Genomic DNA, 23,762 nt, shown 5'->3' with positions numbered 1-23,762 from the left:
TCGGGCCCGTCGGAACCTCGTGTTCCGGCGGGCCCGACCGCGTTGCGGGCGGACCGTGCCTGACCGCAGGCCCGCAGAGACCGGCAGGAGCGCTCGCGACGTGCGGGTGCCGCGGCGACCGGAGGCCGCCGGACACGACGGAGCCCCGGCCCCTCGAGGGCCCGCGGTGCGCGGGAGATCTCGAACAGCCGGGGCTCCCCGGGTCGTGCGGCGCCTAGAGGCGGGCGGGCGCCTGGGAGTGCGCGGCGTGCTCGTCGCGGAGCATGCCGAGCACCTGGGCGCGGAGGTCCTCCGGCGCCGTCTCCTTGCACGCCCGCTGCACGGCGACCGTCAGCACCACGCCGACCTTCGCCTCATCGGCGCAGTCGACGCATCCCGCCATGTGCTCGCGGATGTCGGCGGCGTCCTCCTTGCACAGCTCGTTGTGGAGGTACTCCTCGAGCTCGGCCTTCGCCTTCGTGCAGCCGCTGTCGGTCATTTCGTGCTCCCGGAAGTGAATGCGGCGCGGAATCCGCGCTCGCGTGCGTAGTCGGTGAGTCGTTCGCGCAGCATGCGCCGGCCGCGGTGCAGCCGGCTCATGACGGTCCCGACGGGGGTCTTCATGATGTCCGCGATCTCCTGGTAGGAGAAGCCTTCGACATCGGCGAAGTAGACGGCGAGCCGGAAGTCCTCCGGGATCGCCTGGAGCGCCTCCTTCACCGCGGTGTCGGGGAGGTGGTCGATCGCCTCCGCCTCGGCCGAGCGGCTGGAGGTGGCCGTGGTCGACTCGGCGCCGCCCAGCTGCCAGTCCTCGAGCTCGTCGATCGCGCTCTGGTAGGGCTCGCGCTGCTTCTTGCGGTACGAGTTGATGAACGTGTTCGTGAGGATGCGGTAGAGCCAGGCCTTCAGGTTGGTTCCCTGCTCGAACTGGCGGAACGCGCCGAAGGCCTTCGCGAACGTCTCCTGCACGAGGTCCTGCGCGTCGGAGGGGTTCTTCGTCATCCGCAGACCGGCCGCGTAGAGCTGGTCGATGAAGGGCAGCGCCTGCTGCTCGAAGAGGGAGCGGAGATCGACGGGAGCCTCGACCGGGGCGTCGTCCAGCGACTCCTCGACGGTCTCCACGATCGTCTGCTCCGCGTCGGCGGGCTCGGGAGCCTCGTCGGCGGGGGTGGTGCGGGGTTCGTCGTCGCGAGTCATCACGAGCGATTCTAGAGCGGCGGCGCGGCGGACGACCGGGGTTGCGGCGCGAGGGCGTCTCCGGGCGACGGGCCTGCTGCTCCGGAGGACCGGGGGTGCTGCCGTCATGCTCCGCCTCCGTCACGCTCCTGACGACGCCCTGCGCGCCGACTATCCTGACAACCGATGGTCTTCTCGCGTTATTCCGCCCCCGAGTTCGATCCGTACGGCGACGCCCGTGCGCTCCCCGGCGACGACGCCTGGCCCGCACCCCTCGCGGCCGGCGCTCTCGACGCCGAGGTCGGCCTGCCCGGCTCCAAGTCGCTGACCAACCGGGAGCTGGTGCTCGCCGCTCTGGCGGACGGACCCTCCACGCTGCGGGCGCCGCTGCACTCCCGCGACAGCGCCCTGATGATCGAGGCGCTGCGCTCGCTCGGCACCACGATCCGGGAGTCCGGCTCGACCGGCGGCTTCGGCGCCGACCTGGTCGTGGAGCCCGCGGAGGAGCTGCTCGGCTCGACGACGATCGACTGCGGGCTCGCGGGCACCGTGATGCGCTTCGTCCCGCCGCTGGCCGGCCTCGCGCTCGGCCCCACCACCTTCGACGGCGACGCGTACGCGGCGAAGCGGCCGATGGGGGCGACGATCGCCTCCCTCCGCGCGCTCGGCGTCGACGTCGCCGACGACGGCCGCGGCGCGCTCCCCTTCACCGTCCACGGCTCCGGGGCCGTCCGGGGCGGCGACGTCGTCGTCGACGCCTCGCGGTCGAGCCAGTTCGTCTCGGCGCTCCTGCTGGCCGGCGCCCGCTTCGAGGAGGGACTGCACCTGCGCCACGAGGGCAGCGCCGTCCCGTCCCGGCCCCACATCGACATGACCGTCGCCGCACTGGCGGCACGGGGCGTCGAGGTCGGCACGCCCGCCGACGGCGAGTGGACCGTCGCGCCGCAGCCCATCGCCGGCGCCGACGTGCTGATCGAGCCCGATCTCTCGAACGCCGCGCCGTTCCTCGCTGCGGCCCTCGTCACGGGCGGCCGCGTCCGGCTGCGCCACTGGCCGACCGTCACCACGCAGGTCGGGGCGCACCTCGAGCGGATCCTGCCGCTGTTCGGCGCCCGCGTCGAGCGCGACGGCGAGGACCTCGTGGTCACCGGCGGCGACGAGATCCTGGGCGTGGACCTCGACCTGTCGGAGGGAGGCGAGCTCGCCCCCGCCCTCGCCGCCCTCGCCGCCCTCGCCTCCACTCCCAGCACCCTGACCGGGATCGGCCACATCCGTCACCACGAGACGGACCGCCTCGCCGCCCTCGCCGCCGAGATCACCGGCCTCGGCGGCCGGGTCACGGAGCTCGAGGACGGTCTGCGCATCGAGCCCGCCGAGCTCCACGGCGGCCGCTGGCGCACCTACTCGGACCATCGCATGGCCCACGCCGGCGCCCTGATCGGCCTCGTGGTCCCCGGCGTGGTGATCGAGGACGTCGCGACGACAGCGAAGACCCTCCCCCAGTTCCCGGAACTGTGGACGACCCTCGCCGGATCGGTCTGACCCGTGTCGTGGTGGACGGACAGCGGCCTCGACGCCGACGGTGCTCTCGACGACTTCGACGGGTACGACGAGTCGGACGCGCGGGTGCGCCCGAACCCGAAGGGCACGAAGCCCCGGACCAAGAACCGGCCCGCCTACGAGGACGCCGAGATCGCGATGGTGCTCGGCGTCGACCGGGGTCGCTACACGGTGATGATCGGCGACGGGACGCCCGAGGAGCACGAGTTCACGGCGGCCCGGGCCCGCGAGCTGCGGCGCCAGGCGATCGTGGCCGGCGACCGCGTCGACGTGGTCGGGGACTCCAGCGGCGACGAGGGGACGCTCGCGCGCATCGTCCGCATCCGCGAGCGGTCGACACTCCTCCGCCGCAGCGCCGACGACACCGACGCGATCGAGCGCGTGATCGTCGCCAACGCCGACCAGATGCTCTGCGTGGTGGCCGCCGCCGACCCCGAGCCCCGGACCCGGCTGGTCGACCGCTACCTCGTCGCCGCCTTCGACGCCGGGATCACTCCGATGCTCTGCATCACCAAGACCGACCTCGCGGACCCGGCACCGTTCCTCCGCAACTTCGAGGGGCTCGACCTCCGCGTGTTCCTCTCGAGCCAGGACGAGCCGCCGGTCGACGAGATCGCCGACGCCCTCCTCGGCCACGAGACCGTGGTCGTCGGGCACTCCGGAGTCGGCAAGTCCACCCTCGTGAACAAGCTCGTCCCGGACGCGCACCGGGCCATCGGGCGCGTGAACACCGTGACGGGCCGCGGTCGGCACACCTCGTCCTCCACCGTCTCGCTCCGCGTGGAGCGCGGCGACCGGCACGGCTGGGTCATCGACACCCCCGGCGTCCGCTCGTTCGGACTCGGCCACGTGAACACCGACAACATCCTCGGCGCGTTCACGACCCTCGCCGTGATCGCCCGGGACTGCCCGCGCGGCTGCACGCACCTGCCCGACTCCCCCGACTGCGCCATCATCGAGGCGGTCGAGGGCGGACTGCTGGGCGCCAGCGGACCGGAGCGCCTCGACTCGCTCCAGCGCCTCTTGACCACCTTCGCCACGACCGACGGAAGCAGACGATGACCGACCTCTCCCCCCTCCCCGCCGAGGCGCGCCTCGCCGCCGGCGACTCCGCTCCGGAGTTCACGCTGCCGAACCAGGACGGCGAGCCCGTCTCGCTCGCGGACTACCGCGGACGGCGCGTCATCCTGTTCTTCTACCCCGAGGCCGACACCCCCGGCTGCACCACGGAGGCCTGCGACTTCCGCGACAACGCGGCGTCCCTCCGCGACTCCGGCTACGAGGTCCTCGGGATCTCGCGGGACGCCCCGGAGGCGCTGCGCCGCTGGGCCGACGCCCAGGGCATCGCGTACCCGCTGCTGAGCGACCCCGACATGACCGTGCACCGCGCGTACGCGGTGTGGGGCGAGAAGAGCCTCTACGGCAAGACCGTCGTCGGCGTGCTGCGCTCGACGTTCGTCGTCGGAGCCGAGGGAGCGCTCGAGTTCGCGCAGTACGGAGTCCGGGCGACCGGGCACGTGCAGGCGCTCCGCAAGAAGCTGAAGCTCGTCTGACCCCGGGGCGCGCGGTGCAGGTCATCGTGCGCCACCGGCTCTCGGGGTTCCGCTCATCTGCGAGCATCTCTCATGTCGATGTGAGCGGCACCGCCCGGTGCCCCGTCGGGACGAGGGGTGGTCAGGGTGCGCTCGAATGCTCGCAGGACGACGGCCGCAGCGGCGATCGCGGTCGTGGCCGCTGTACTGGCGGGCTGCACGCCACCGGAGCCGGCGCTCACCGCCGCCAGGGTGCTGCAGGCGGTGTCCGTCGCCGTCTCGTCCGACGGGGGTGTCCGTGCGATCGAGGGGACGGCCCTCGCCGTCGGCGACGACCCGTCCGACACCTCGGCGACCACCACCGTCTACGATCCCCCCGAGGTCGCCGCCGACCTGCCGGTCCGTGTCCGGCCCTCGTGGCGTACCGCCGACGCCTCGGGCACCGATCCGGCCGACCTCGCCGGGCGCTCGGGTCGGATCGAGATCTCGCTCGCGGTGGAGAACCTGACGGTCCGGCCCGAGGAGGTCGCGTTCGACGCGGCCGGTCGTGCAGCCCGCCGCAGTGCACTCGTCGGCGCTCCGCTGACGATCGCAGCTTCCGCGGTCCTGCCGGGCGTCTCGCCGAGTCGCGTCGTCACCGAGAGCGAGTCGGGGGCCGTCACCAACGGCGTGCTCAGCCGTGACGAGCACGGAGACGCCGTCGTGCAGTGGGCCGCTCTCCTCGCTCCCCCGGGCGGTGGCGCGACGGCGACGCTGACCCTCGTCGCCGACGTCGCCGACTTCGCCGTCCCCGCCTTCGACCTGGCGGTCCAGCCCGGCCTGAGCACCGACCCGACCACCGAGGGGGCGCTGGGCGCCGCGTTCGACTCCTCCGACGCCTCGCCGCTCGCCCTCGAGCGCCGCACGATCGAGGTCGTCACCGCGGTGGACGACCTGCTGACCCAGGCCGGCACCACCGTCGCCGAGGTGCGGGCCTCGCTCGACGCGACCTCCGAGACTCTCGGTGTCCGCACGGCCGAGGAGCTGCGGGCCGGCGCCGCCTCGACGGCGGCCTCGATGCAGAGCCTCTCCGGGCAGCTCGGCGCGCTCCGGGCGCAGCTGTCGTCGACGGTCTCGGGCACCGAGTCCGGCCTGCTGGCGCAGCTGTCCGAGGCGATCGACGCGGTGGACGCCCTGCTGGGCGACACATCGGCCGCGGTGCCGCCGCCGACGGTCTCGGGCAGCGGATGCGGAGTCGCCGTCGACGGCGGCCGCTCCGGCTCGATCCACTCCGAGCTGCTGCGGCTCACGGCCGAGCTCGACGCGTACGGGACGGCGGCCGAGTCCTGCCGCGACGAGGTCGTCGCGGCTGTCCGTGCTGCCGCGGGGCCGGCACAGCCCTCCGCCGAGACCTGCACGGCACCCTCGACCACCTGCTCCCTCGCCGCCTCCGGAGCCGCCGTCGACACCGTGCTGCTCGGGATGCTCGATCGCGGGCAGGACCTCGTCGACTCCCTGCAGCCGGAGCTGATGGACGGCGTGCAGGCCGGGTTCGCCGCCCTCGCGAGCAGGGTGGACGCCGCGTCGGCCTCGGTGGACACCCTGGCCGACCCGGAGGGATCCGTCACCCGGGCACTCGCCGCCCTGTCGGCGACGCTGGACGAGCTCGACGCGGACACCGCGGGCCTGGAGACGACGGTCGCCTCGGTCGGCACCGCCGCCACGACCGCCCTGGACGAGCTCGGCACGCCGACCAGCACGGGGTCGCTGTCGGCGCAGAACCAGGAGCTGGCCGATCGGCTCTGCGAGCTGTCGCCGGCGACACAGCCCCCTGCTGCCGCACCCACGCCGACCGGGCGCCCGACGCGCGCACCCGTGGAGGTGACCCGGGGCTCCGTCGAGGAGCTCCGCGCCTACCTGACCGCGACGCCCTGCTCCGGCACGGGCCGCCTCGACGCTCCCGACGGCTATCCGGCCCCTCTGGCCGACCGGCTGAGCGACCAGGTCCACGCGTGGACCGCCGTCGCCTCCACCGTCGGCAGCACCGGCGCTAGCGCCGACCTCGCCGCCCTGCGCGCCGCGCTCGCCACGGTCCGCGGAGGCGTGGCCGAGGCCGGCGCGACGGCCGGCTCGGACGACACGCGCCTCACCGGCCTGCTCGCCTCCCTCCGCACCGGCGTCGACGCGCTGACCGCTCAGCGCGACGCACTCGGCACCCGCATCGACGCTCTCGGTGCCCAGCAGGACGCTCTCGCACCGGCGATCCAGAATGCGTTCGCCGAGGCGGACACGGCAGCCGCATCCGCGGTCACCGCACTCCTCGACGAGCAGGTGCGGCGGATCTCGACGCGCTCCGGCGCCGACGCCGACGCGGTCGTCGCGATGTTCGACCGGTCGGTCTCGAGTCTGCGCACGGCCTCCTCCGGCATCCGCTCCGACGGTGCGGCGACGGTGGACGCCGGGCACCGGGCTCTCCGCACCGCGGAGGCCCGGATCGGCGGGGCCGTCTCCGAGCGGACGCGCGCCTCCCTGGCCGGCATCGCGACGACGATCGACGCCTCGACCCGCGACACCGACGCGGCCGCCGCGCTCCTCGCAGCCGATCTGCACAAGGTGCTCCTGGACCTCGGCGACCGGACGGTCGGCGGCTCCGGCCTGCTCGGATCGATGACCACGAGTGCCGCGAAGGTCGGCACCGCCGACGTGCAGCTCGCCCTCGCCTCGCAGAGCGCACGGGGCTACGCCGCGGTGCGGTCCGAGGACGTCTCGGGCATCCTGCTGGCGCAGGCCCAGGAGCGGGCCTCCCTCCGAGCCGGGGATGCGCTTCCCGCGTTCCACCTCGACCTGCCCGAGGGCACGCGGACCCGGACGGTCTACTCCTTCCGGATCGGGGACGAGCGATGACCCGCCCGGGCAGGCGCGCGGCGCAGCACCCCCGCACCGCTCGACGGACCACGATGCTGGTCGGCGGCGCCGTCGCCCTCCTCGGCGTCAGCGGTGCCTTCGTCTCCCTTCTGCCGCCGCAGTCGGCTCCGATGACGGAGGTCGCCGCTCTGCCTGTCGGCTTCTCGTGCGCCCGGGTGCCCGAGCAGCTGACGCTCGGGGTGGTGGTGTCGCTCAGCTCGGCTCCGGGCGAGGGCGCGGAATGGAAGGACGCGGCGAACGGCGCCGTCGTCGCCGCGCACCGGTCAGCGATGGGCGGCTGCGAGATCGGTCTCGTCGCCGTCGACGACCACGGGACGCCCGAGGGTGCCCGCGCCGCCGTCGAGGAGCTGACGGGGCAGGGCGTGTCCGGCCTCGTCCTCGCGACCGGTGGCGCGCACACCGCTGCGGCCGCAGACGCCGCTCGGGCCGCGGGGACAGCGGCCGTCCTCCCGTACGGAGGCGGCCCCGCCCTAGCAGGTGACGGCGTCTGGTCCCTCGGACCCGACATCGCCTCGGCCGACGCGGCACTCGTGGTGGAGGCCGGCGGAGGCGCCCGGGTACTCCTCGTCGACACCGGTGGAGGCACCCCGACCGGTCTCTCGCCCGCCGCGACGGTGACCGCCGATCCGGGCGCCACCGCGGACGTGATCATCACCGCCGCCCGCCCGCACCTCGAGGGCGAGCTGGCGGTCGAGCGCGTCGTCGTGTCCGGCCCCGCCGCGGCGCAGGCGACGGCGGTCGCCGCTCTGCAGGCGGCGGGGGCGTCCGTCCCGATCCTGCTCACGCCCGACGCGCTGAGCCCCGCCTTCGCTCCCGCCCTGGCCGCGGCCGGAGGCACCCTCTCGGGAGATCTGACGACGATCGGCACGGATTCCGGCGACGCGGTCGCCCTCCGCGGCGACGAGCGCGGACGCGCGGCCTCCGCGTTCCTGGGGGCCGTACGGATGACCGCCGACGATGCCGCGCGGACGACCCTCCTCGGCGACCGCGCGTTCCGCGATCTCGCCGCGGTCGCGGACGCCCCCAGCCACGACGCCGTCGTGGCGCTCGTGCGAGCCGCGGCCGTCGCAGGCAGCAGGGCACCCTCGGCGGTCGCCGCCGCACTCCGGGGATGCACGATCGGAGCGGCGGACGGGCTCGCCGGTCCGCCGCTCGACTTCGGCGCCGCGCACGCTCTGGACGCCCCGGCACTCCCCCTCCACTCCTCGCCGCAGCGCCTCGGCCTGCGGCCCGCCGACCCGCCGCTGCTCTGGTTCGCCGGACAGCCCCGACCGTGAGCCCCCGGTGCGACTCCTCCTCGACCTCGACGGCACCCGCTCCGACATCGACCTCGGCCGTCACCGCGACTCCGCGACACTCGGCGAGCTGATCGCCACCGCAACCGGGCACCGCCTCCCGCCCGGGACGGCCCTCGCCGTCGACACCGCCCTGCACCCTGTGGAGACCCGGCTGGCCGATCTGCTGCTGCTCGAGGGAACGCGGATCGCCCGCTCCCCCCTGCCCCGACCTGCCGCGGCCCGCGGGTGGACGGCCGTGCTGTCGGGCGGTCTCGGCGCGGGAGCCGTGGTCGAGATCCCGCGGGGCCGTGCGCTGACCGTGGGCCGCTCCCCGCACGCCGACGTCGTCCTCGACACGGCGAGCGCCTCCTGGGAGCACTTCTCGGTGACCCGCGAGGGCAACGGCCTGCGGGTGCGCGACGCCGACAGCACCAACGGCACCCTGGTCGACGGCGTCTCCGCGACCGGGGACGGGGTCCTCGTCTCCGACGCCGCGGTCGTGATCGCCGGTGGGGCGGCCCTCCTGCTGCGCCCCGCGCCTCCCGAGCTCCTCGCGCCCGAGCCGGGGAGCACGGACAACGTCACCGCGACGGCGACCGTGCCCTTCAACCGGCCGCCGCGACCGGGACGTCCGGCGGCCGGCGAGGCGGTCGTCCCGCCGGCCCGCCTCGAGATCGCCTCCGCCACGACCTTCAGCGTGATCACCGTCGCCGCGCCGCTCGTCCTCGCCTTCGCGATGGTCCTCATCATGGGCGATGCGCGCTACGCCCTCTTCGCCGCGCTCAGCCCCGTGGCCGGGGTGGGCATGTGGTTCGAGCAGCGGCACCGGCACGCCCGAGCGACCCGGTCCGAGGAGCAGCGCTACGGCGAGGCGCTGCAGACGCTCCGCGACGACATCGCCCGTTCCGCGCGTGTCGAACGGGCCCGCCTCGAGGAGGACGCGCCCGACCCGGCGACGACGATCCGCCGGGCGGCGCTGCCCGCCACGTCGCTGTGGCAGCGGCGCGCGACCTCCGCCGATGTGCTCCGCCTGCACATCGGCGTCGGCGACGTCCCGTGGTCTCCCCCGCTCGATCAGCGCGGAGTGCCGCGGCTCGAGGAGGAGGTGCGCGCGATCCTCGCGGTGAGCGTCGTCCCGAGCGCGCCCGTGTCCATCGATCTCGCGGACTCGGGCGTCGTCGGGATCGTCGGCGACCGCGAGGGCGGCCTCGCTCTGGCGAGGAGCCTGCTCTGCCAGGCGGCGGTCCACTGCGGTCCGGCCGACCTGGCGATAGGGGTGTTCTGCGACCGGCGACGCGACTCCGACTGGAGCTGGGCCTCCTGGCTCCCCCACACGCGTCTGCCCGGGGGCGGACGCCGCCTCTCCGACCGGCGCGACCGCAGCTCCGAGCTCCTCCGCGCCCTCCGCGACGAGGACTCGCCGCGCGTGCTCCTGGTGCTCGACTCCGACGTGCTGACCGAGGGACGCGCCGCTCCGGCGCGCGAACTCCTCGGACTCGGCCGCGGCGAGCGCGAGGCGGCGACCCGGATCTCCGGCCTCGTCCTCGCGGCGTCGGAGGAGCAGCTCCCCGCCTCCTGCACGGTCGTCGTCCGGGTCGGAGCGGACGCCTCGGCGGTCCTCTCCCGGCCCGACGAGCGGATCACCGTCGAGGACGTGGTGCTCGCCGGTCTCGCCTCCTCCACGGCCGTGCGCTGTGCGCGCGACCTGGCGCGCTTCGAGGACCCGGAGCTCGTCACCGCGGGGGCGGCCCTCTCCGCGCTCGTGCGGCTGCCGCCGCTCCTGGGCGCCGATCGTCCGACCGCCGCGGACGTCCGGGGGTGGTGGTCGAGCGCCCGGGGCGTGCGCGCGCCCGTCGGCTCGTCCGAGCACGGTCCGCTCGTGCTCGATCTCGTCGCCGACGGCCCGCACGGCCTGGTCGGCGGCACCACGGGCTCGGGCAAGAGCGAGTTCCTGCGCTCCTTCGTGGCCGGCCTCGCGGCCTGGAACGATCCGACGCGCCTCACCTTCGTGCTCATCGACTTCAAGGGAGGTGCAGCGTTCGCGTCCTGCGAGCGGCTCCCGCACACGATCGGCACCATCAGCAACCTCGACGCCCAGCTCGCCGACCGCGCGCTGCGCTCGCTCCAGGCCGAGATGCGGCGTCGTCAGCGGCTCTTCGCCGCCGCCGGCGAGGGTGTCGACGACCTCGACGCGTACTGGGCCACCTCGCCGCCGGAGCCGATGCCGCGGCTCCTGCTCGTCGTCGACGAGTTCGCCGTTCTCGCGAAGGAGCATCCCGACGTCCTGACGTCCCTCGTGAGCGTCGCCGCGGTCGGCAGGACGCTCGGCGTGCACATGATCCTCGCCACCCAGCGTCCTGCCGGAGTGGTGAACGACGACATCCTCGCCAACACCAACCTCCGCGTCGCCCTCCGGGTGCAGAGCCGGGACGACTCCGCCGACGTGATCGGAGTCGCGAGCGCGGCCGGGATCTCCCGCTCCCAGACCGGCCGAGCGTACGTGAAGCGGGGCCAGAACGACATCTCGCCCGTCCAGACGGCGCTGGTCACCGGTCGCGCGGAGGCGTCGGCCGTCGAGGCGATCGAGGTCCGCCCGGTCGGACCCACGGGCGTCCCCGGCGAGGGCCCCTCCCCGGTCGCCGCCGACGAGACGGCCCCGACCGATCTCGACCTCCTGATCGACGCGGTGGTCGAGGCGGACGCCGCTTCGGGCTTCGGCCCTCCCCGCCCGATCTGGCCGGAGCCGCTCGAGGACACCATGGCCCTCAGCGGGTTCGGTGCGGAGGAGTCCGACCTCGGTCGCGTCGTCGGCGACGTCCTGCACGTCGCACTCTCGGACGACCCCGACCGGCAGCGCCGGACGCCGACCGGCTGGGATCTGGGCGAGGGGAACCTGCTCCTCATCGGCATCCCCGGCAGCGGCACCAGCACGGCGCTCGCGTCGATCGCACTGACGGCCGCCCGCCACTTCCCCCCGGACGAACTCGACCTCTACGTCCTCGATGCCGGTTCCCGCGACTCCGCCCCGCTCGCGCGACTCCCGCACACCGTCTCCTACGTCGGCGCAGGTGGCGGATCCCACGAGAAGCAGACCCGGTTCCTCCGTCACCTGCGCGACGAGGTGCGCCGGCGCCGAGCATCGCCCGGGGGCCACCGTCGTGCGCTGGTGCTCGTCGACGGTCTCGCCACTCTGAAGGACGAGTTCCAGGACTGGGAGGGCCTGGCTCTGATGGAGGCGTTCACCCGCGCCTACGCCGACGGACCGGAGCTCGGCCTGCACTTCGCGGTGACGAGCACCCGGGCGAGGGCGATCCCCTCGGTGATGGAGGAGGTCACGACGCAGAAGTGGCTGTTCCGCCTCGCCGACCCGCAGGACTACGCCGCCGCCGGGATGAAGCCGGTGCAGGCGCCGGCAGCGGTGCCGGGGCGCTGCGTTCTCACCTCGTCGCTCCTGCAGACGCAGGTCGCGACTCCGAGGGCCGGTCTCGACGACGCGATCGCCGAGCTCGCGGCCGCCTGGCCGGATGCGCGCGGCAGGACGAGCACGGTCGGCACGCTTCCCGACAGGGTCGCCGTGAGCGCGCTCGGGATCGAGGCCCGCTTCGATCGCGAGCCGTGGCTGCTCCCGATCGGCCTCGGCGAGTCGGACCTCGCCCCGCTGGCGTTCCAGGTCTTCGAGGGCGAGCACGTCGTCATCGCCGGACCCGCCCGATCGGGCAAGTCGACCGTGCTGCTCGCCCTGGCCGAGGCGGCGCGGGCCGCCGGCTCGGTCGCCGTCTGGGGAGTGTGCGATCGACGCTCCCCGCTGAGGGGCGCCGACCTCGACCGACTCGCCGTGGGCGCGGAGGAGCTCCGCACCCTCCTCGCGTCGCTCTCAACGGAGGAGGGCCCCGTGCTGCTCCTCCTCGACGACGCCGAGCGCTGGGACGACACCGACCAGGCGCTGATGAGGCTGGTCTCGTCGGGTCGCCCGGGACTCTGCGTCGTGCTGGCCGGCCGGTCGAGCGAGCTCCGCAGCCATTTCGGGAACTGGACGAAGAAGGCGGCGGCCTCCCGCTGCGTGCTGCTGCTCCAGCCCGACGTCGACAACGACGGCACTCTCCTCGGCGCGCAGATCCCGCGGCGCTTCCCCGTCCCGCCCACGATGGGCCGTGGCTTCGTCAGCCTCGACGGCGAGATCCACTTCGTGCAGTCGGTCTCGCCGACGCCGGCGGACGGCGGCTGATCAGCCCTCGGGCGGGTGATCGCGCCTCCGCCACCGAGTCGATCGGCGCGTCCTCCTCGAGAGCGCTCCGACGACCCCGAGACGCACCGATGGAGGAGCGCGGAGGAAGGAGCGCGGAGACGACGAGCACGTCCCGCCCCCGCTCGCCGGAGCACGCAGGGGCGGGACGGCCGGTCAGCTCCCTCCGCCGGCGGCGAAGATGTTCTGCGAGATCGTCGCCAGCTGGCTGCGCAGCTCCTCGAGCTCCTGCTTGGCCTTCTCGAGGGCCGACTTCGTCTCCGGCCAGGTCGACGAGCGGAACTGCGAGGCCAGCGGACCGTCCCAGACGTTCGGATCGGACAGTGTCCGCCCCTGTGCGTCGAGCCGGCTGATCTGATCGGCGAGGCCGCCGTTGACGATCGACTGGATCTGCTGGATCGCGGACTTCGCCTCGTCGGTCGAGAGAACACGTGACATGGATCACACCTTTCTACCCCTGCGGACGGGACCGTCCCGACCGCTCCCCACTCCACCAACGTTTCATGAGGATGTCTCGTCATGGTAGAAGGCAAGACAGCACAGACGGCTCGCGTGGCGTCGACGGCTCGACACTGGCGCGGGAGGTCGACTCACTCGCGAGTGGTGATCGCGAAGGGACTGCTCGAGAGGTCCGAGAACGCGCCCACTCGGGCGCGCAGCTCGCAGGACGGAGTCACCGTGAGGGCGGTCACCGTCAGCCCGTCGGACGACACGGCGACCGCGCCGCCGCAGCCGTCGCTGAAGCGAACGCCCTCCACTCCGCCCGCGATCGCCTCGAGCATGCTGCTCGCCGGCGCGGACGACGGCGTCGCCAGCAGGGGATTCACGGGGTCGGCCCCGCTCGGCCAGACCGGCACCAGCGTCACCGGCAGCGGGGTCCGGCCGACCGTCCGCGCGGGAGTCTCGATCCGCACATCCCGCAGCCGCTGCACGGGATACGCCGTCCCGGTGACCGCAGGGTCGGCCACCGCCTGTGCCGTCGCTGATGCGGCCGCCGCGAGCCACCCGTCCAGGGCGCTCTGCTCGGCCACCGCGATCGGCACGGTCGCCGTGACGTCGACGATCCCCTGCGCCGGGACGTGCAGGTCCGTCAGGCTCCAACCGCAGCCGACCCCGACTCCGGTGACGCTCGGCCGGTTGCGCACCGCCGTCACTCCGGACCAGCTGGCCGCGGGGCACGCCGCCGCGGCGTCCGGGCCCGGCAGCACCTCGAGGAAGGACCCCGAGAGGGGCGCGCTCTGGGCGGAGTAGGAGATCTCGACGACCACGGCCCGTCGCTCCGCGTCCCAGGTGGCCGATCGCGTCACTCCGAGACCCGTCGGCAGCGGCCGGTCCTGCTGCCGGGCCGACAGCTCGGCATCCGGCGCCGAGGCCGGTGCTCCGCCGCCGCGCGGCTGGACGGCGAGGAGCACCGCCCCGATGAGCAGGACGCCGGCGCCGACGGCGGCGAGGATCATTCGCAGACGTCCGCCGCGCCCCCGCCGAGCAGGAGCCTGGAACGGCCGTTCCACCAGGCGCAGCTCGCGGCGCGGCACCGGGCGGAGCACGGTCGCCTGCGACGACGGGCCGAGCTCGGGAGCGGGCCCCTCCTCCACCGGCTCCGACGACATCTCCACCGCCATCCCGCGGAGGACCGTGCCCGGGCGCTCGGCCTCCTCGAACTCCGCCGCGCCCGCCGCGAGCGGCAGCGCCGGCAGCCCGGCCAGCGCCGGGGAGAGGCGTCGCAGGATCCCCGCCGCCTCCGCAGCCGTCGGCCGCGACGCCGGATCCTTCGCGAGCATCCGGTCCAGGAGCGACGCGAGCCGCGGCGGCAGCTCCAGCGGCGGCGGGAGCATCGCGACGTGCCGGTAGGCGACCGCGACGTCGGCGCCGGGGCCCGCGAACGGGGTCCGGCCGCACAGCAGCTCGTAGAGCAGGATCCCCGTCGAGTAGACGTCGCTCGGCGGGCCGGCCGCTCCGGTGGCGAGCATCTCGGGCGAGAGGTACTCCGGCGTCCCGATGACGCCCGTCGTCGCGCGCGGCCCCTCGGCGACCACGTGAGCGATGCCGAAGTCGGAGACGCGGACGGCGGAGCCCGCATCCTCCGCACCCTCCGCGAGCAGGACGTTGTCGGGCTTCACGTCCCTGTGGACCGTGCCGATCGCGTGCGCGGCGGCGAGAGCGTCGAGGATCGAGGCCGCCACCGGCAGCGCATCGACCGCCGGGAGGGTGCCCTCGTCCCGCAGCAGCTCCCGCAGCGATCCGCCGCCGACGAGCTCCATCACGATCCCGAGCGTCTCCCCCTCCACGACGAGGTCGAGCACCTCCACGACGTGCGGGTGTCGCAGACGGGTGAGCACCGACCTCTCACGGACGAACCGCTCGACCAGGCCCGCGTCGTGCACGTGCTCACCGCGGAGGAGCTTCGCCGCGCGGTCCGGCCCCTGCGCGTCGGCGACGCGCCACACCTCGCCCGCGGCACCCGAGCCGATCCGCTCGAGCAGGCGGTAGCGCGCCCCCAACGGATCCCCGGCACTCCTCGCCATGCCGCCTCCCGATCCGAGCCTCCGTCATCTTCGAGAGGAAACATAGCGGAGACCGCTCGGGCGGATCAGCGGTGGCGCATCGGCCTGATCAGAACCCCTCGTTGGCGCGCGGTGCGTAGTCGGCGCCCAGCGCCTCCAGCTCGTCGGCGGTCAGCTCCACGTCCAGCGACGCGACCGCGTCGTCGAGGTGGTGGAGCTTCGTGGCTCCGACGATCGGAGCGGTGACCGCCTCCTGCTGCCGGACCCAGGCGAGCGCCACCTGCGCACGGGGCACGCCGCGCTGCTCGGCGATGCGTGCGACGGTCGCGACGGTCCGCCGGTCGGCCTCCTCCTGCTGGCGGTAGAGGGTGCCGCCGAAGACGTCGGTCTCGGTGCGCGCCGTGGTCTCGTCCCAGTCGCGGGTGAGCCGGCCCCGGGCGAGCGGCGACCACGGGATCACGCCGACTCCCTGGTCGACGCAGAAGGGGTGCAGCTCGCGCTCGTCCTCGCGCTGGATCAGGTTGTACTGGTCCTGCATCGAGACGAACCGCGTCCAGCCGCCCAGATCCGCGGTGTACTGGGCCTTCGCGAACTGCCACGCCCACATGCTCGACGCGCCGATGTAGCGCGCCCTGCCCGAGCGGACGACGTCGTGGAGCGTCTCCATCGTCTCCTCGATCGGCGTCTCGGGGTCCCATCGGTGGATCTGGTAGAGGTCGACGTAGTCCGTGCCGAGACGCCGGAGGCTGTCGTCGATCGCGCTGAGGATGTGCCGCCGCGAGAGGCCGCCGCCGTTGGGGCCGGAGCGCATCCGCCCGTGGACCTTCGTGGCGATCACGACCTCCTCGCGGACCGCGAAGTCCGCGAGCGCCCGGCCGACGAACTCCTCGCTCGTGCCGTCGGAGTAGACGTCCGCCGTGTCGAACGTGGTGATCCCCAGGTCCAGCGCCCGCCGGAGGAAGGTCCGCGACTCCTCCTCGCCCATGCTCCAGCCGTGGGCCCCGCGGTCGGGAGCGCCGAAGCTCATGCAGCCGAGGACGATCGAGGAGATCTGCAGGCCGCTGGAGCCGAGTCGGGTGGAGTCCATGCGCGTCGCTTCCGTGTCGAGGAGGGGGTCCCTCCAGCGTCGCACCCGCGAGCGGCGGCGCGCCAGCCGTCCGGCTATACGGCCGGATCGCGACGAGTGGCGGCGACCACGCTCGGGAGGAACAGCGCGACGACGGCCACCACGGCCGGCGCCAGCAGCGCCCAGCCGATGTCGGGCACGGCGTACTGGCCCTGGAAGGCGCCGAGCGCCACGGCCATCATCACCAGCTGGATCGTCAGCGCCGACGCGCGCATCCAGCCGCGCCGTCGCACGGCGCCGAGCGTCGTCGCGGCGGCCCAGCACACGGCGATCAGCGCGAGGACGACGATGGCGATCCCTCCGCCGACCGTGTCGGCCCGGGTCGTCAGCAGCTCGAGCACGAGCCACGCCGCGACCCCGGCGACGGCGAGCGTCTCGAGGGCCAGGACCGCGATCAGCACCATCAGACCGAGCGGCCGGGAGGCGGTCGGGCGGGGTCCGCGGGACCCGTTCGCGTCAGCGGTCACAGGCACATCCCATCCAGGACTCTTGATTCGGGCTCATCCCCGTGACAGGCTAGTCCAGTTCGTTTCACCGCTCACAGGGTCGTGGGTTTCCGCCGATGTGAACATCCGATCCCGCCGCGCCGTCAGGCACGGGGGCGAGCCGGATGACCAGCACTGGAGCCGGGTGGCCGACGCAGTGCTCGCGCATCGCGTCGAGTGCACCGGCAAGAACCGAGCGTTCTCCCGTCCACCACCCCGATCCACCCCGCGCTCCAGCACGGGGCCTCGTGGCGTGCGCCGGTGAGGGCGCGGAGGTCGAGTACTGGTCGGGATCGTCGGCGTGGATCGATCATCCCACCCGAACACTGCGTGGTTCCTCCACGCACGCCTTCACACAAGGAGCACCCGCATGGACTGGCGCGACAAGGCCGCTTGCCTCACCGCAGACCCCGAGCTTTTCTTCCCGGTCGGCAACACCGGCCCGGCCGTGGACCAGATCGAGAAGGCGAAGTCGGTGTGCGCACGCTGCACCGTCACCGAGGTCTGCCTCCAGTACGCCCTCGAGACCGGCCAGGACTCGGGCGTGTGGGGCGGCCTCAGCGAGGACGAGCGTCGCGCCCTGAAGCGCCGCGCCGCCCGCGCACGCCGCGCCTCCTAGGCGCACGAGCCGCTCGGCGGCACGAACGACCCCGACCCCCGTCGCCTCTCGGCAGCGGGGGTCGCGTCGTCTCCGGCTTCAGGAGCGGGCGCGCTCCAGCCACCGCAGCGGCACCTCGATGGTGACCTCGGTGCCGCGCCCGACCAGCGTGTGCCAGTCGATGGTGCCGCCGAGCTCGCCCTGGATGAGCGTGCGCACGATCTGCGTGCCCAGGCCCGATCCGACCTTGCCCTCCGGCAGCCCGACGCCCGTGTCGCGCACCTTCACCGTGAGCTCGTCGTCGCTGCGCGAGGCGACGATCTCCACGTCGCCCTCCCGTCCGGCCAGGCCGTGCTCGACGGCGTTGGTGACCAGCTCGGTCAGGGCGAGGGCGAGCGGAGTCGCGTACTCGCTGGGCAGGTTGCCGAAGCTCCCCGTCAGCTTCGGGTGCACCGTGGTGTTGTGGGTCGAGGCGACCTCGGCGATCAGCAGCAGCACCCGGTCGAAGACCGCGTCGAAGTCGACGTTCTGGTTCAGCCCCTCCGAGAGCGTGTCGTGCACGACCGCGATGGCGGCGACGCGGCGCATCGCCTGCGTGAGCGCCTCCCGGGCGAGGTCGGAGTGGGTGCGCCTGGCCTGGATCCGCAGCAGCGAGGCCACGGTCTGCAGGTTGTTCTTCACGCGGTGGTGGATCTCGCGGATCGTCGCGTCCTTGGTGATGAGCTCCCGCTCCTGGTGGCGCAGCTCCGTCACGTCGCGGCACAGGACGACGGCGCCGACCCGCTCGCCGCGGTCGCGGATCGGGATCGCGCGCAGCGACACCGTCACTCCGCGGGCCTCGATGTCGGTGCGCCACGGCGCCCGGCCGGTCACGACGAGCGGGAGCGACTCGTCGATGACGACCTTCCCCGCGATCAGCTTCGTCGTGACCTCGGCGAGCGACTCCCCCTCGAGCTCGTCGGCGAAGCCGATGCGGTTGAACGCCGAGAGGGCGTTGGGGCTCGCGAACGTGGTGACGCCGTCGACGTCCAGGCGGATCAGGCCGTCGGACGCGCGCGGCGCCCCGCGGCGAGGACCGGTCGGCGCGCCCAGATCGGGGAAGTCGCCCGAGGCGATCATCGAGAAGAGGTCGTTCGCGCAGTCGTTGAACGTCAGCTCCTGCCGGCTCGGCGTGCGCGTCTCGCTGAGGTTGGTGTGGCGCGTGACGACCGCGATGGGGCGGTCCGTCGTGCCGCCGTCGGAGGCCCCCAGGCGGCGCAGGACGGGCACCGCGCGCACGCGGGTGGGCGTCTCCTCGAACCAGTCCGGGGCGGAGGTGTCGACGATCCGCGCGGTCTCGAACGCCTCGACGACCTGGGCGCGCCACTCCGACTTGATCCTCTGCCCGACGAAGTCGCGGTAGAAGAGCGTCGCCGCGCTGCTGGGGCGCGCGTGGGCGACGGCGACGAAGCTGTCGTCGGCCGTGGGCACCCAGAGCACGATGTCGGCGAAGGCCAGGTCGGCGAGCAGCTGCAGGTCGCCGACGAGCAGGTGCAGCCATTCGACGTCCGCTTCGTCGGATCGGCCGTGGGAGAGGACGAGGTCACTGAGGGTCGACACCCGACAAGCCTAGGGCGCGGCCGGGCGGTGCACGCCGGGCTCGCTGTCCACAGCTCGGGACGGCCGACGATTATCCACAGTCTGCGCCTCTGCACTCCATGAGCATCCCTCGACTGCTTCGATGAGGTCGTCCTCGCGTGCCGACCCAGCGCGCCCCGCCCGTCGAGCAGAGAGGTGACCCGGACCCGTGAACAGCTCGTCCTGCCCCAGGAGATCGCCGCATGAGCCTTCCCCTCCACGCCTTCGACTACCGCACCCTCCCCCTCGACCCCGAGGCGGCCGTGGAGCGGCTCACCCTCGCGGAGTTCTTCGCCCCGCAGCCTGCGACCCGCGCGGAGCTGCCCGACCCGGAGCCCCTGCTCGCCCGGCTCACGCACCTCGTGATCGAGATCCTGGAGGGCTCGCGCGAGATCGACCAGATCGCGCGGTGGCTGAGCGACGAGGTCTACCACCACCTGCAGAAGCGGGTCGTGCTCGCGGCCCGCGCCCGCAGCCTGCGGAAGCGGACGGCGCAGCGCGTCCCGTTCACGGTCGGACGGGTGATCGTCACGGAGCCGCGGGACGGCGTCGTCGAGGGAGTGGTCCTGGTGCATCACCGCGCACGGAGCCGGGCCGTCGCGATCCGGCTCGAGGGTACGGACGCCCGCTGGCGGGCCACCGCGATCAACGTGCTGTGAGGAGCGGGTCAGCGCTCCCGGGCGGCCGCACCGGCCGGGAGCACGATCTCCACTCCCCTGTCGCGCAGGGCCTCCTCGAGCTCCGGGGGCGGCGGTGACGAGATGATCCGCGCGATCGAGCTCCGCGACCTCCTCGGGGACGGCTTCACCGCCGCCGACTACGACCACATCGGCGGACTCCCTCCCCAGCCCGGCTCGCAAGCGGTGTGCGCAGCGGTGGAGTCGGCGCTCGAGGCCTGCTGCGTCCCCGGGCTCGTCCTCGAGACGGACCGGCCGACGACGATCGGCCTCGGCGACACCTTCGCCGGCGGCTTCGTCTCGGCTCTCGCGCGCGGCGAGTCCTGACGGCGGGCGAGGCCGGGCTCCGAGCCTCCGCAGGAACGCCGACGGCCCCGGACACCCGCTGCTGCGGGACCGGGGCCGAGGGCGTCGTCCGGGGAGGACTCAGCGGCGCTTGGACTGCGCGCGTCGCTCCTCGCGGTTGGCGGGGGCGTCCGAGCCGCCCGGCTTCTGGCCGAAGGCGCCGGTCGTCGGAGTCTCCTCCGCCTCGCCCTCGGGGAGCGCCTTGCGGGCCTCCTCGGCGCGGGCCTTCGCGGTGGCCGCCTGCTGCACCTGTCCGCGCTGGTCGCGGACCTCGACGCCGCCGGTGTCGCTCGGGGCCGAGTAGCTGAGCTTCTCGGCCGGAGCGACCGGCTGAGCGAGGCCCTTGGCCGCGACTCCGGCGACCTCGCCCTGCTTCTGGGTCACCTCGACCTCGAGGTTGAAGAGGAAGCCGACGGTCTCCTCGCGGATCTGCCCCATCATCTGCTGGAACAGGGCGAAGCCCTCGCGCTGGTACTCGACCAGCGGATCGCGCTGGGCCATCGCGCGCAGGCCGATGCCGTCCTTGAGGTAGTCCATCTCGTAGAGGTGGTCGCGCCAGCGGCGGTCGATCACCGAGAGCACGACGCGGCGCTCGAGCTCGCGCATGGCGGGAGAGCCCAGCTGCTCCTCGCGGTGCTGGTAGGCGAGCTGCGCGTCCGAGAGGATCTCGCGGCGCATGAACTCCTTGTTGATGCGGCCGCGGCTGCCCGCCTCCTGCACCACCTCGTCGATGGTGAGGCTGATCGGGTACAGCGTCTTCAGCTCGGTCCAGAGGGCGTCGAAGTCCCAGTCGTCGCCGTTGCCGTCGCCGGTGTGCACCTCGAGGATCTCGTCGATCACGTCGACGAGGAACTTCTGGGTGCGCTCGTGCAGGTCGTCGCCCTCGAGGATGTGGCGGCGGTCCGAGTAGATCGCCTCGCGCTGGCGGTTGAGGACGTCGTCGTACTTGAGGACGTTCTTGCGGATCTCGGCGTTGCGGGCCTCGACCTGCGACTGGGCGCTGCGGATGGCGCGCGAGACGACCTTCGACTCGATGGCGATGTCGTCCGGGACGTTGCCGCGGCCCATGAGCGCCTCGGCGGCGCCGGAGTTGAACAGGCGCATGAGGTCGTCGGTGAGCGAGAGGTAGAAGCGGCTCTCCCCCGGGTCGCCCTGGCGCCCCGAGCGTCCGCGGAGCTGGTTGTCGATGCGGCGCGACTCGTGGCGCTCGGTGCCGAGCACGTAGAGGCCGCCGGCGGCCTGGACCTTCTCGGCCTCCTCGCCCACCTTCTCCTTGACGGCGGCGAAGACCTCGTCCCACGCGGCCTCGTACTCCTCCGGGGTCTCGGAGGGGTTCAGGCCCTTGGCCGTCATCTCGGAGACCGCGAGGAACTCGGCGTTGCCGCCGAGCATGATGTCGGTGCCTCGACCGGCCATGTTGGTCGCGACGGTGACGGCGCCGAGGCGGCCGGCCTGGGCGACGATGGCCGCCTCCCGCGCGTGGTTCTTGGCGTTCAGGACCTCGTGGCGCACGCCCTTCTTGGCGAGCAGGCGCGAGAGGTACTCGCTCTTCTCGACGCTGGTCGTGCCGACGAGGACCGGCTGCCCGGCCGCGTGGCGCTCCGCGATGTCCTCGACGACCTGGGCGAACTTGACCTGCTCGTTCTTGTAGACGAGGTCGGCGTTGTCGATCCGCTGCATCTTGCGGTTCGTCGGGATCGGGACGACGCCGAGCTTGTAGGTCGACATGAACTCGGCGGCCTCGGTCTCGGCCGTTCCGGTCATGCCGGAGAGCTTCGCGTAGAGGCGGAAGTAGTTCTGGAGCGTGACGGTCGCCAGGGTCTGGTTCTCGGCCTTGACCTGCACGCCCTCCTTCGCCTCGATGGCCTGGTGGATGCCCTCGTTGTAGCGGCGTCCGGCCAGGATGCGGCCGGTGTGCTCGTCGACGATCAGGACCTCGCCGTTCAGCACGACGTAGTCCTTGTCCTTCTTGAACAGCGCGCGCGCCTTGATGGCGTTGTTGAGGAACGAGATCAGCGGGGTGTTCGCCGACTCGTAGAGGTTGTCGATGCCGAGGTAGTCCTCGACCTTCTCGATGCCGGGCTCGAGGACGCCGACGGTGCGCTTCTTCTCGTCGACCTCGAAGTCCTCGCCCTCGTCGAGGCGCTTGGCGAGGTTGGCGAACTCCGCGAACCAGCGGTTCGCCTCGCCCGAGGCCGGCCCGGAGATGATCAGCGGGGTGCGGGCCTCGTCGATGAGGATCGAGTCGACCTCGTCGACGATGGCGTAGAAGTGGCCGCGCTGGACCATGTCCTGCGCCTGCCACGCCATGTTGTCGCGGAGGTAGTCGAAGCCGAACTCGTTGTTCGTGCCGTAGGTGATGTCGGCCGAGTACTGCTCGCGGCGCTGCTCCGGGGTCTGGCCCGAGAGGATCACTCCGGTCGTCATGCCGAGGGCGCGGAACACGCGCCCCATCAGCTCGGACTGGTACGACGCGAGGAAGTCGTTGACCGTGACGATGTGCACGCCGCGGCTGGCGATCGCGTTGAGGTAGGCCGGGAGGGTCGCGACGAGCGTCTTGCCCTCTCCGGTCTTCATCTCGGCGATGTTGCCCAGGTGCAGGGCGGCACCGCCCATGAGCTGCACGTCGAAGTGGCGGAGGCCGAGCGTCCGGCGCGAGGCCTCGCGGACGGCGGCGAACGCCTCCGGCAGCAGGTCGTCGAGGGACTCGCCGTTCGAGTAGCGCTCGCGCAGCTCGACGGTCTCGTTCTTCAGCTCCTCGTCGCTGAGGTGCGTGAAGTCCTCTTCGAGGGCGTTGACGGCCTTCGCGTAGTTCTCGAGGCGGCGGATGACCCGCCCCTCCCCGACGCGAAGGACCTTTTCGAGGACAGAGGCCACGGGGTACTCCAAAAAAGTAGAAGACAGGAGTCGCGCGCCGGAGCGCGGACCGCGACCAGCCTAGCCGGGGCGGGCGGCGAGCGGTCGGGACGACGCGTCCGCCCTGGGCGGACTCCCTGCCTGGGCACGGGGAGGGCCCCGGAGCGGATGCTCCGGGGCCCGGGGTCGGATCTCAGCCGGCGGCCTGCTCGGCGAGCTCGTCGGCCTCGTCGCCGAGGCCGATGACGCCGTAGTCCCAGCCCTTCCGGCGGTAGACCACGCTCGGGCGGTTCGTGTCGGAGTCGATGAAGAGGTAGAAGTCGTGTCCGACCAGCTCCATGTAGTCGACGGCGTCGTCGACGGTCATCGAGACGGAGGCGAAGACCTTCTTGCGGATGACGACGGGGCAGTACGGCTCCTCGACCTCGTCCTCCACCGGCTCCGGCGCCTCCTGCACGGGGATGACGCCCGTGCTCAGCTGCTCCAGCACCGCCGCGTCGGCCGGCTGGATGGCGACGACGCTGAAGTCGTCGGCGGCCGCGTCGCGGAGCGAGGTCGGCCGATGCTGGCCCCGATGGACCTTCTTCCGGTCCTTGGCGCGTCTCACCCGTTCGAGCAGCCGGCCGATGGCGACGTCGAACGCCGCGTACTTGTCGGCTCCGCTCGCCTCGGCCCGGACCACGGGCCCCTTGCCGATCAGCGTCAGCTCCACGCGGTCGCCGCCGGCCGAGCCCTTGCCCTCGGCGTGCCTGCTCGCCTTGATCTCGAGTGCGAGAGCACGATCGGCGAGGTGCGCCACCTTGTCCGACTTCTCCGTCGCGTACGCGCGGAAGCGATCGGTGATGTCGATGTTGCGTCCTGTGATGTCGATGTCCATGACAAC

General features: G+C 73.2%; 18 protein-coding genes. 9 read left to right on the top strand and 9 right to left on the bottom strand.

Features of this window, described 5'->3' with window-relative positions; translation table 11 throughout:
* Window positions 1–214: 214 nt before the first annotated feature.
* Together C5D50_RS09600 and C5D50_RS09595 are read right to left on the bottom strand one after the other, a co-directional pair.
* A complete protein-coding gene (locus C5D50_RS09600) occupies window positions 215–478 on the bottom strand; it encodes a zf-HC2 domain-containing protein (RefSeq protein WP_104224116.1) in 264 nt (87 codons plus the stop codon).
* Window positions 475–1,176, bottom strand: coding sequence for a sigma-70 family RNA polymerase sigma factor (locus tag C5D50_RS09595; RefSeq protein WP_104224117.1), 702 nt, complete (start codon window positions 1,174–1,176; stop codon window positions 475–477). Before C5D50_RS09595 ends, C5D50_RS09600 begins: the two co-directional genes overlap by 4 nt.
* Window positions 1,177–1,341: 165 nt before the next feature.
* On the opposite strand from C5D50_RS09595, the gene aroA reads away from it, so the two are divergent.
* From aroA to C5D50_RS09565, 6 genes are all read left to right on the top strand, one after another.
* Window positions 1,342–2,697, top strand: coding sequence for a 3-phosphoshikimate 1-carboxyvinyltransferase (gene aroA, locus C5D50_RS09590; protein WP_104283374.1), 1,356 nt, complete (start codon window positions 1,342–1,344; stop codon window positions 2,695–2,697).
* A 3-nt stretch (window positions 2,698–2,700) separates the two neighbouring features.
* Window positions 2,701–3,777: a ribosome small subunit-dependent GTPase A gene (gene rsgA / locus C5D50_RS09585; protein WP_104224119.1), complete on the top strand. Its 1,077-nt coding sequence runs from the start codon at window positions 2,701–2,703 to the stop codon at window positions 3,775–3,777.
* The gene (gene bcp, locus C5D50_RS09580) at window positions 3,774–4,268 is read left to right on the top strand and encodes a thioredoxin-dependent thiol peroxidase (protein ID WP_104232788.1); all 495 of its coding nucleotides are present in this window, start codon (window positions 3,774–3,776) and stop codon (window positions 4,266–4,268) included. The genes rsgA and bcp overlap by 4 nt, the downstream gene beginning before the upstream one ends.
* Window positions 4,269–4,394: 126 nt before the next feature.
* Window positions 4,395–7,130, top strand: coding sequence for a hypothetical protein (locus tag C5D50_RS09575; protein WP_181137329.1), 2,736 nt, complete (start codon window positions 4,395–4,397; stop codon window positions 7,128–7,130).
* Window positions 7,127–8,428, top strand: coding sequence for a hypothetical protein (locus C5D50_RS09570; protein WP_146086914.1), 1,302 nt, complete (start codon window positions 7,127–7,129; stop codon window positions 8,426–8,428). The genes C5D50_RS09575 and C5D50_RS09570 overlap by 4 nt, the downstream gene beginning before the upstream one ends.
* A gap of 7 nt (window positions 8,429–8,435) precedes the next feature.
* A complete protein-coding gene (locus C5D50_RS09565) occupies window positions 8,436–12,653 on the top strand; it encodes an FtsK/SpoIIIE domain-containing protein (RefSeq protein ID WP_104283371.1) in 4,218 nt (1,405 codons plus the stop codon).
* A gap of 174 nt (window positions 12,654–12,827) precedes the next feature.
* On the opposite strand, the gene C5D50_RS09560 is transcribed toward C5D50_RS09565, so the two are convergent.
* The 4 genes from C5D50_RS09560 to C5D50_RS09545 form a co-directional block, all read right to left on the bottom strand.
* Entirely contained in the window at window positions 12,828–13,109 is a 282-nt protein-coding gene (locus C5D50_RS09560; RefSeq protein ID WP_104224124.1) for a pyrophosphorylase, read from the bottom strand.
* Between the two features lie 152 nt (window positions 13,110–13,261).
* On the bottom strand, window positions 13,262–15,196 hold the full coding sequence (locus tag C5D50_RS09555; protein WP_104283370.1) for a serine/threonine-protein kinase: 1,935 nt from the start codon (window positions 15,194–15,196) through the stop codon (window positions 13,262–13,264).
* Window positions 15,197–15,284: 88 nt separating this feature from the next.
* Window positions 15,285–16,262: an aldo/keto reductase gene (locus tag C5D50_RS09550; protein WP_104283369.1), complete on the bottom strand. Its 978-nt coding sequence runs from the start codon at window positions 16,260–16,262 to the stop codon at window positions 15,285–15,287.
* Between the two features lie 74 nt (window positions 16,263–16,336).
* Window positions 16,337–16,768: a hypothetical protein gene (locus C5D50_RS09545; protein WP_104283368.1), complete on the bottom strand. Its 432-nt coding sequence runs from the start codon at window positions 16,766–16,768 to the stop codon at window positions 16,337–16,339.
* A 388-nt stretch (window positions 16,769–17,156) separates the two neighbouring features.
* Here C5D50_RS09545 and C5D50_RS09540 point away from each other — a divergent pair, with 388 nt between their 5' ends.
* On the top strand, window positions 17,157–17,405 hold the full coding sequence (locus C5D50_RS09540) for a WhiB family transcriptional regulator (RefSeq protein ID WP_055788231.1): 249 nt from the start codon (window positions 17,157–17,159) through the stop codon (window positions 17,403–17,405).
* 78 nt (window positions 17,406–17,483) lie between these two features.
* Here the strand turns inward: C5D50_RS09540 and C5D50_RS09535 are convergent, their stop codons facing one another.
* A complete protein-coding gene (locus C5D50_RS09535) occupies window positions 17,484–18,983 on the bottom strand; it encodes a sensor histidine kinase (RefSeq protein ID WP_104224128.1) in 1,500 nt (499 codons plus the stop codon).
* A 221-nt stretch (window positions 18,984–19,204) separates the two neighbouring features.
* Between C5D50_RS09535 and C5D50_RS09530 the strand changes: the two genes are divergently transcribed.
* Window positions 19,205–19,660 (top strand): Rv3235 family protein, encoded by a 456-nt coding sequence (locus tag C5D50_RS09530; RefSeq protein ID WP_219812326.1) that lies wholly within the window; start codon window positions 19,205–19,207, stop codon window positions 19,658–19,660.
* 102 nt (window positions 19,661–19,762) lie between these two features.
* Window positions 19,763–20,005 carry a hypothetical protein gene (locus C5D50_RS09525; protein ID WP_104283367.1) on the top strand — a complete coding sequence of 81 codons (243 nt, stop codon included), beginning with the start codon at window positions 19,763–19,765 and terminating at the stop codon, window positions 20,003–20,005.
* A 99-nt stretch (window positions 20,006–20,104) separates the two neighbouring features.
* On the opposite strand, the gene secA is transcribed toward C5D50_RS09525, so the two are convergent.
* Complete coding sequence (secA, locus tag C5D50_RS09520) at window positions 20,105–22,900, bottom strand: preprotein translocase subunit SecA (protein WP_104268421.1); 2,796 nt, start codon at window positions 22,898–22,900, stop codon at window positions 20,105–20,107.
* A gap of 172 nt (window positions 22,901–23,072) precedes the next feature.
* The gene (hpf, locus tag C5D50_RS09515; RefSeq protein WP_104224131.1) at window positions 23,073–23,756 is read right to left on the bottom strand and encodes a ribosome hibernation-promoting factor, HPF/YfiA family; all 684 of its coding nucleotides are present in this window, start codon (window positions 23,754–23,756) and stop codon (window positions 23,073–23,075) included.
* Window positions 23,757–23,762 lie beyond the last annotated feature (6 nt).

The organism is Rathayibacter sp. RFBD1 (assembly GCF_002932915.1).
GTDB lineage: Bacteria > Actinomycetota > Actinomycetes > Actinomycetales > Microbacteriaceae > Rathayibacter.
The sequence above is the reverse complement of the archived record's forward strand: the minus strand, read 5'-3'. Positions and strand labels throughout refer to the sequence as shown.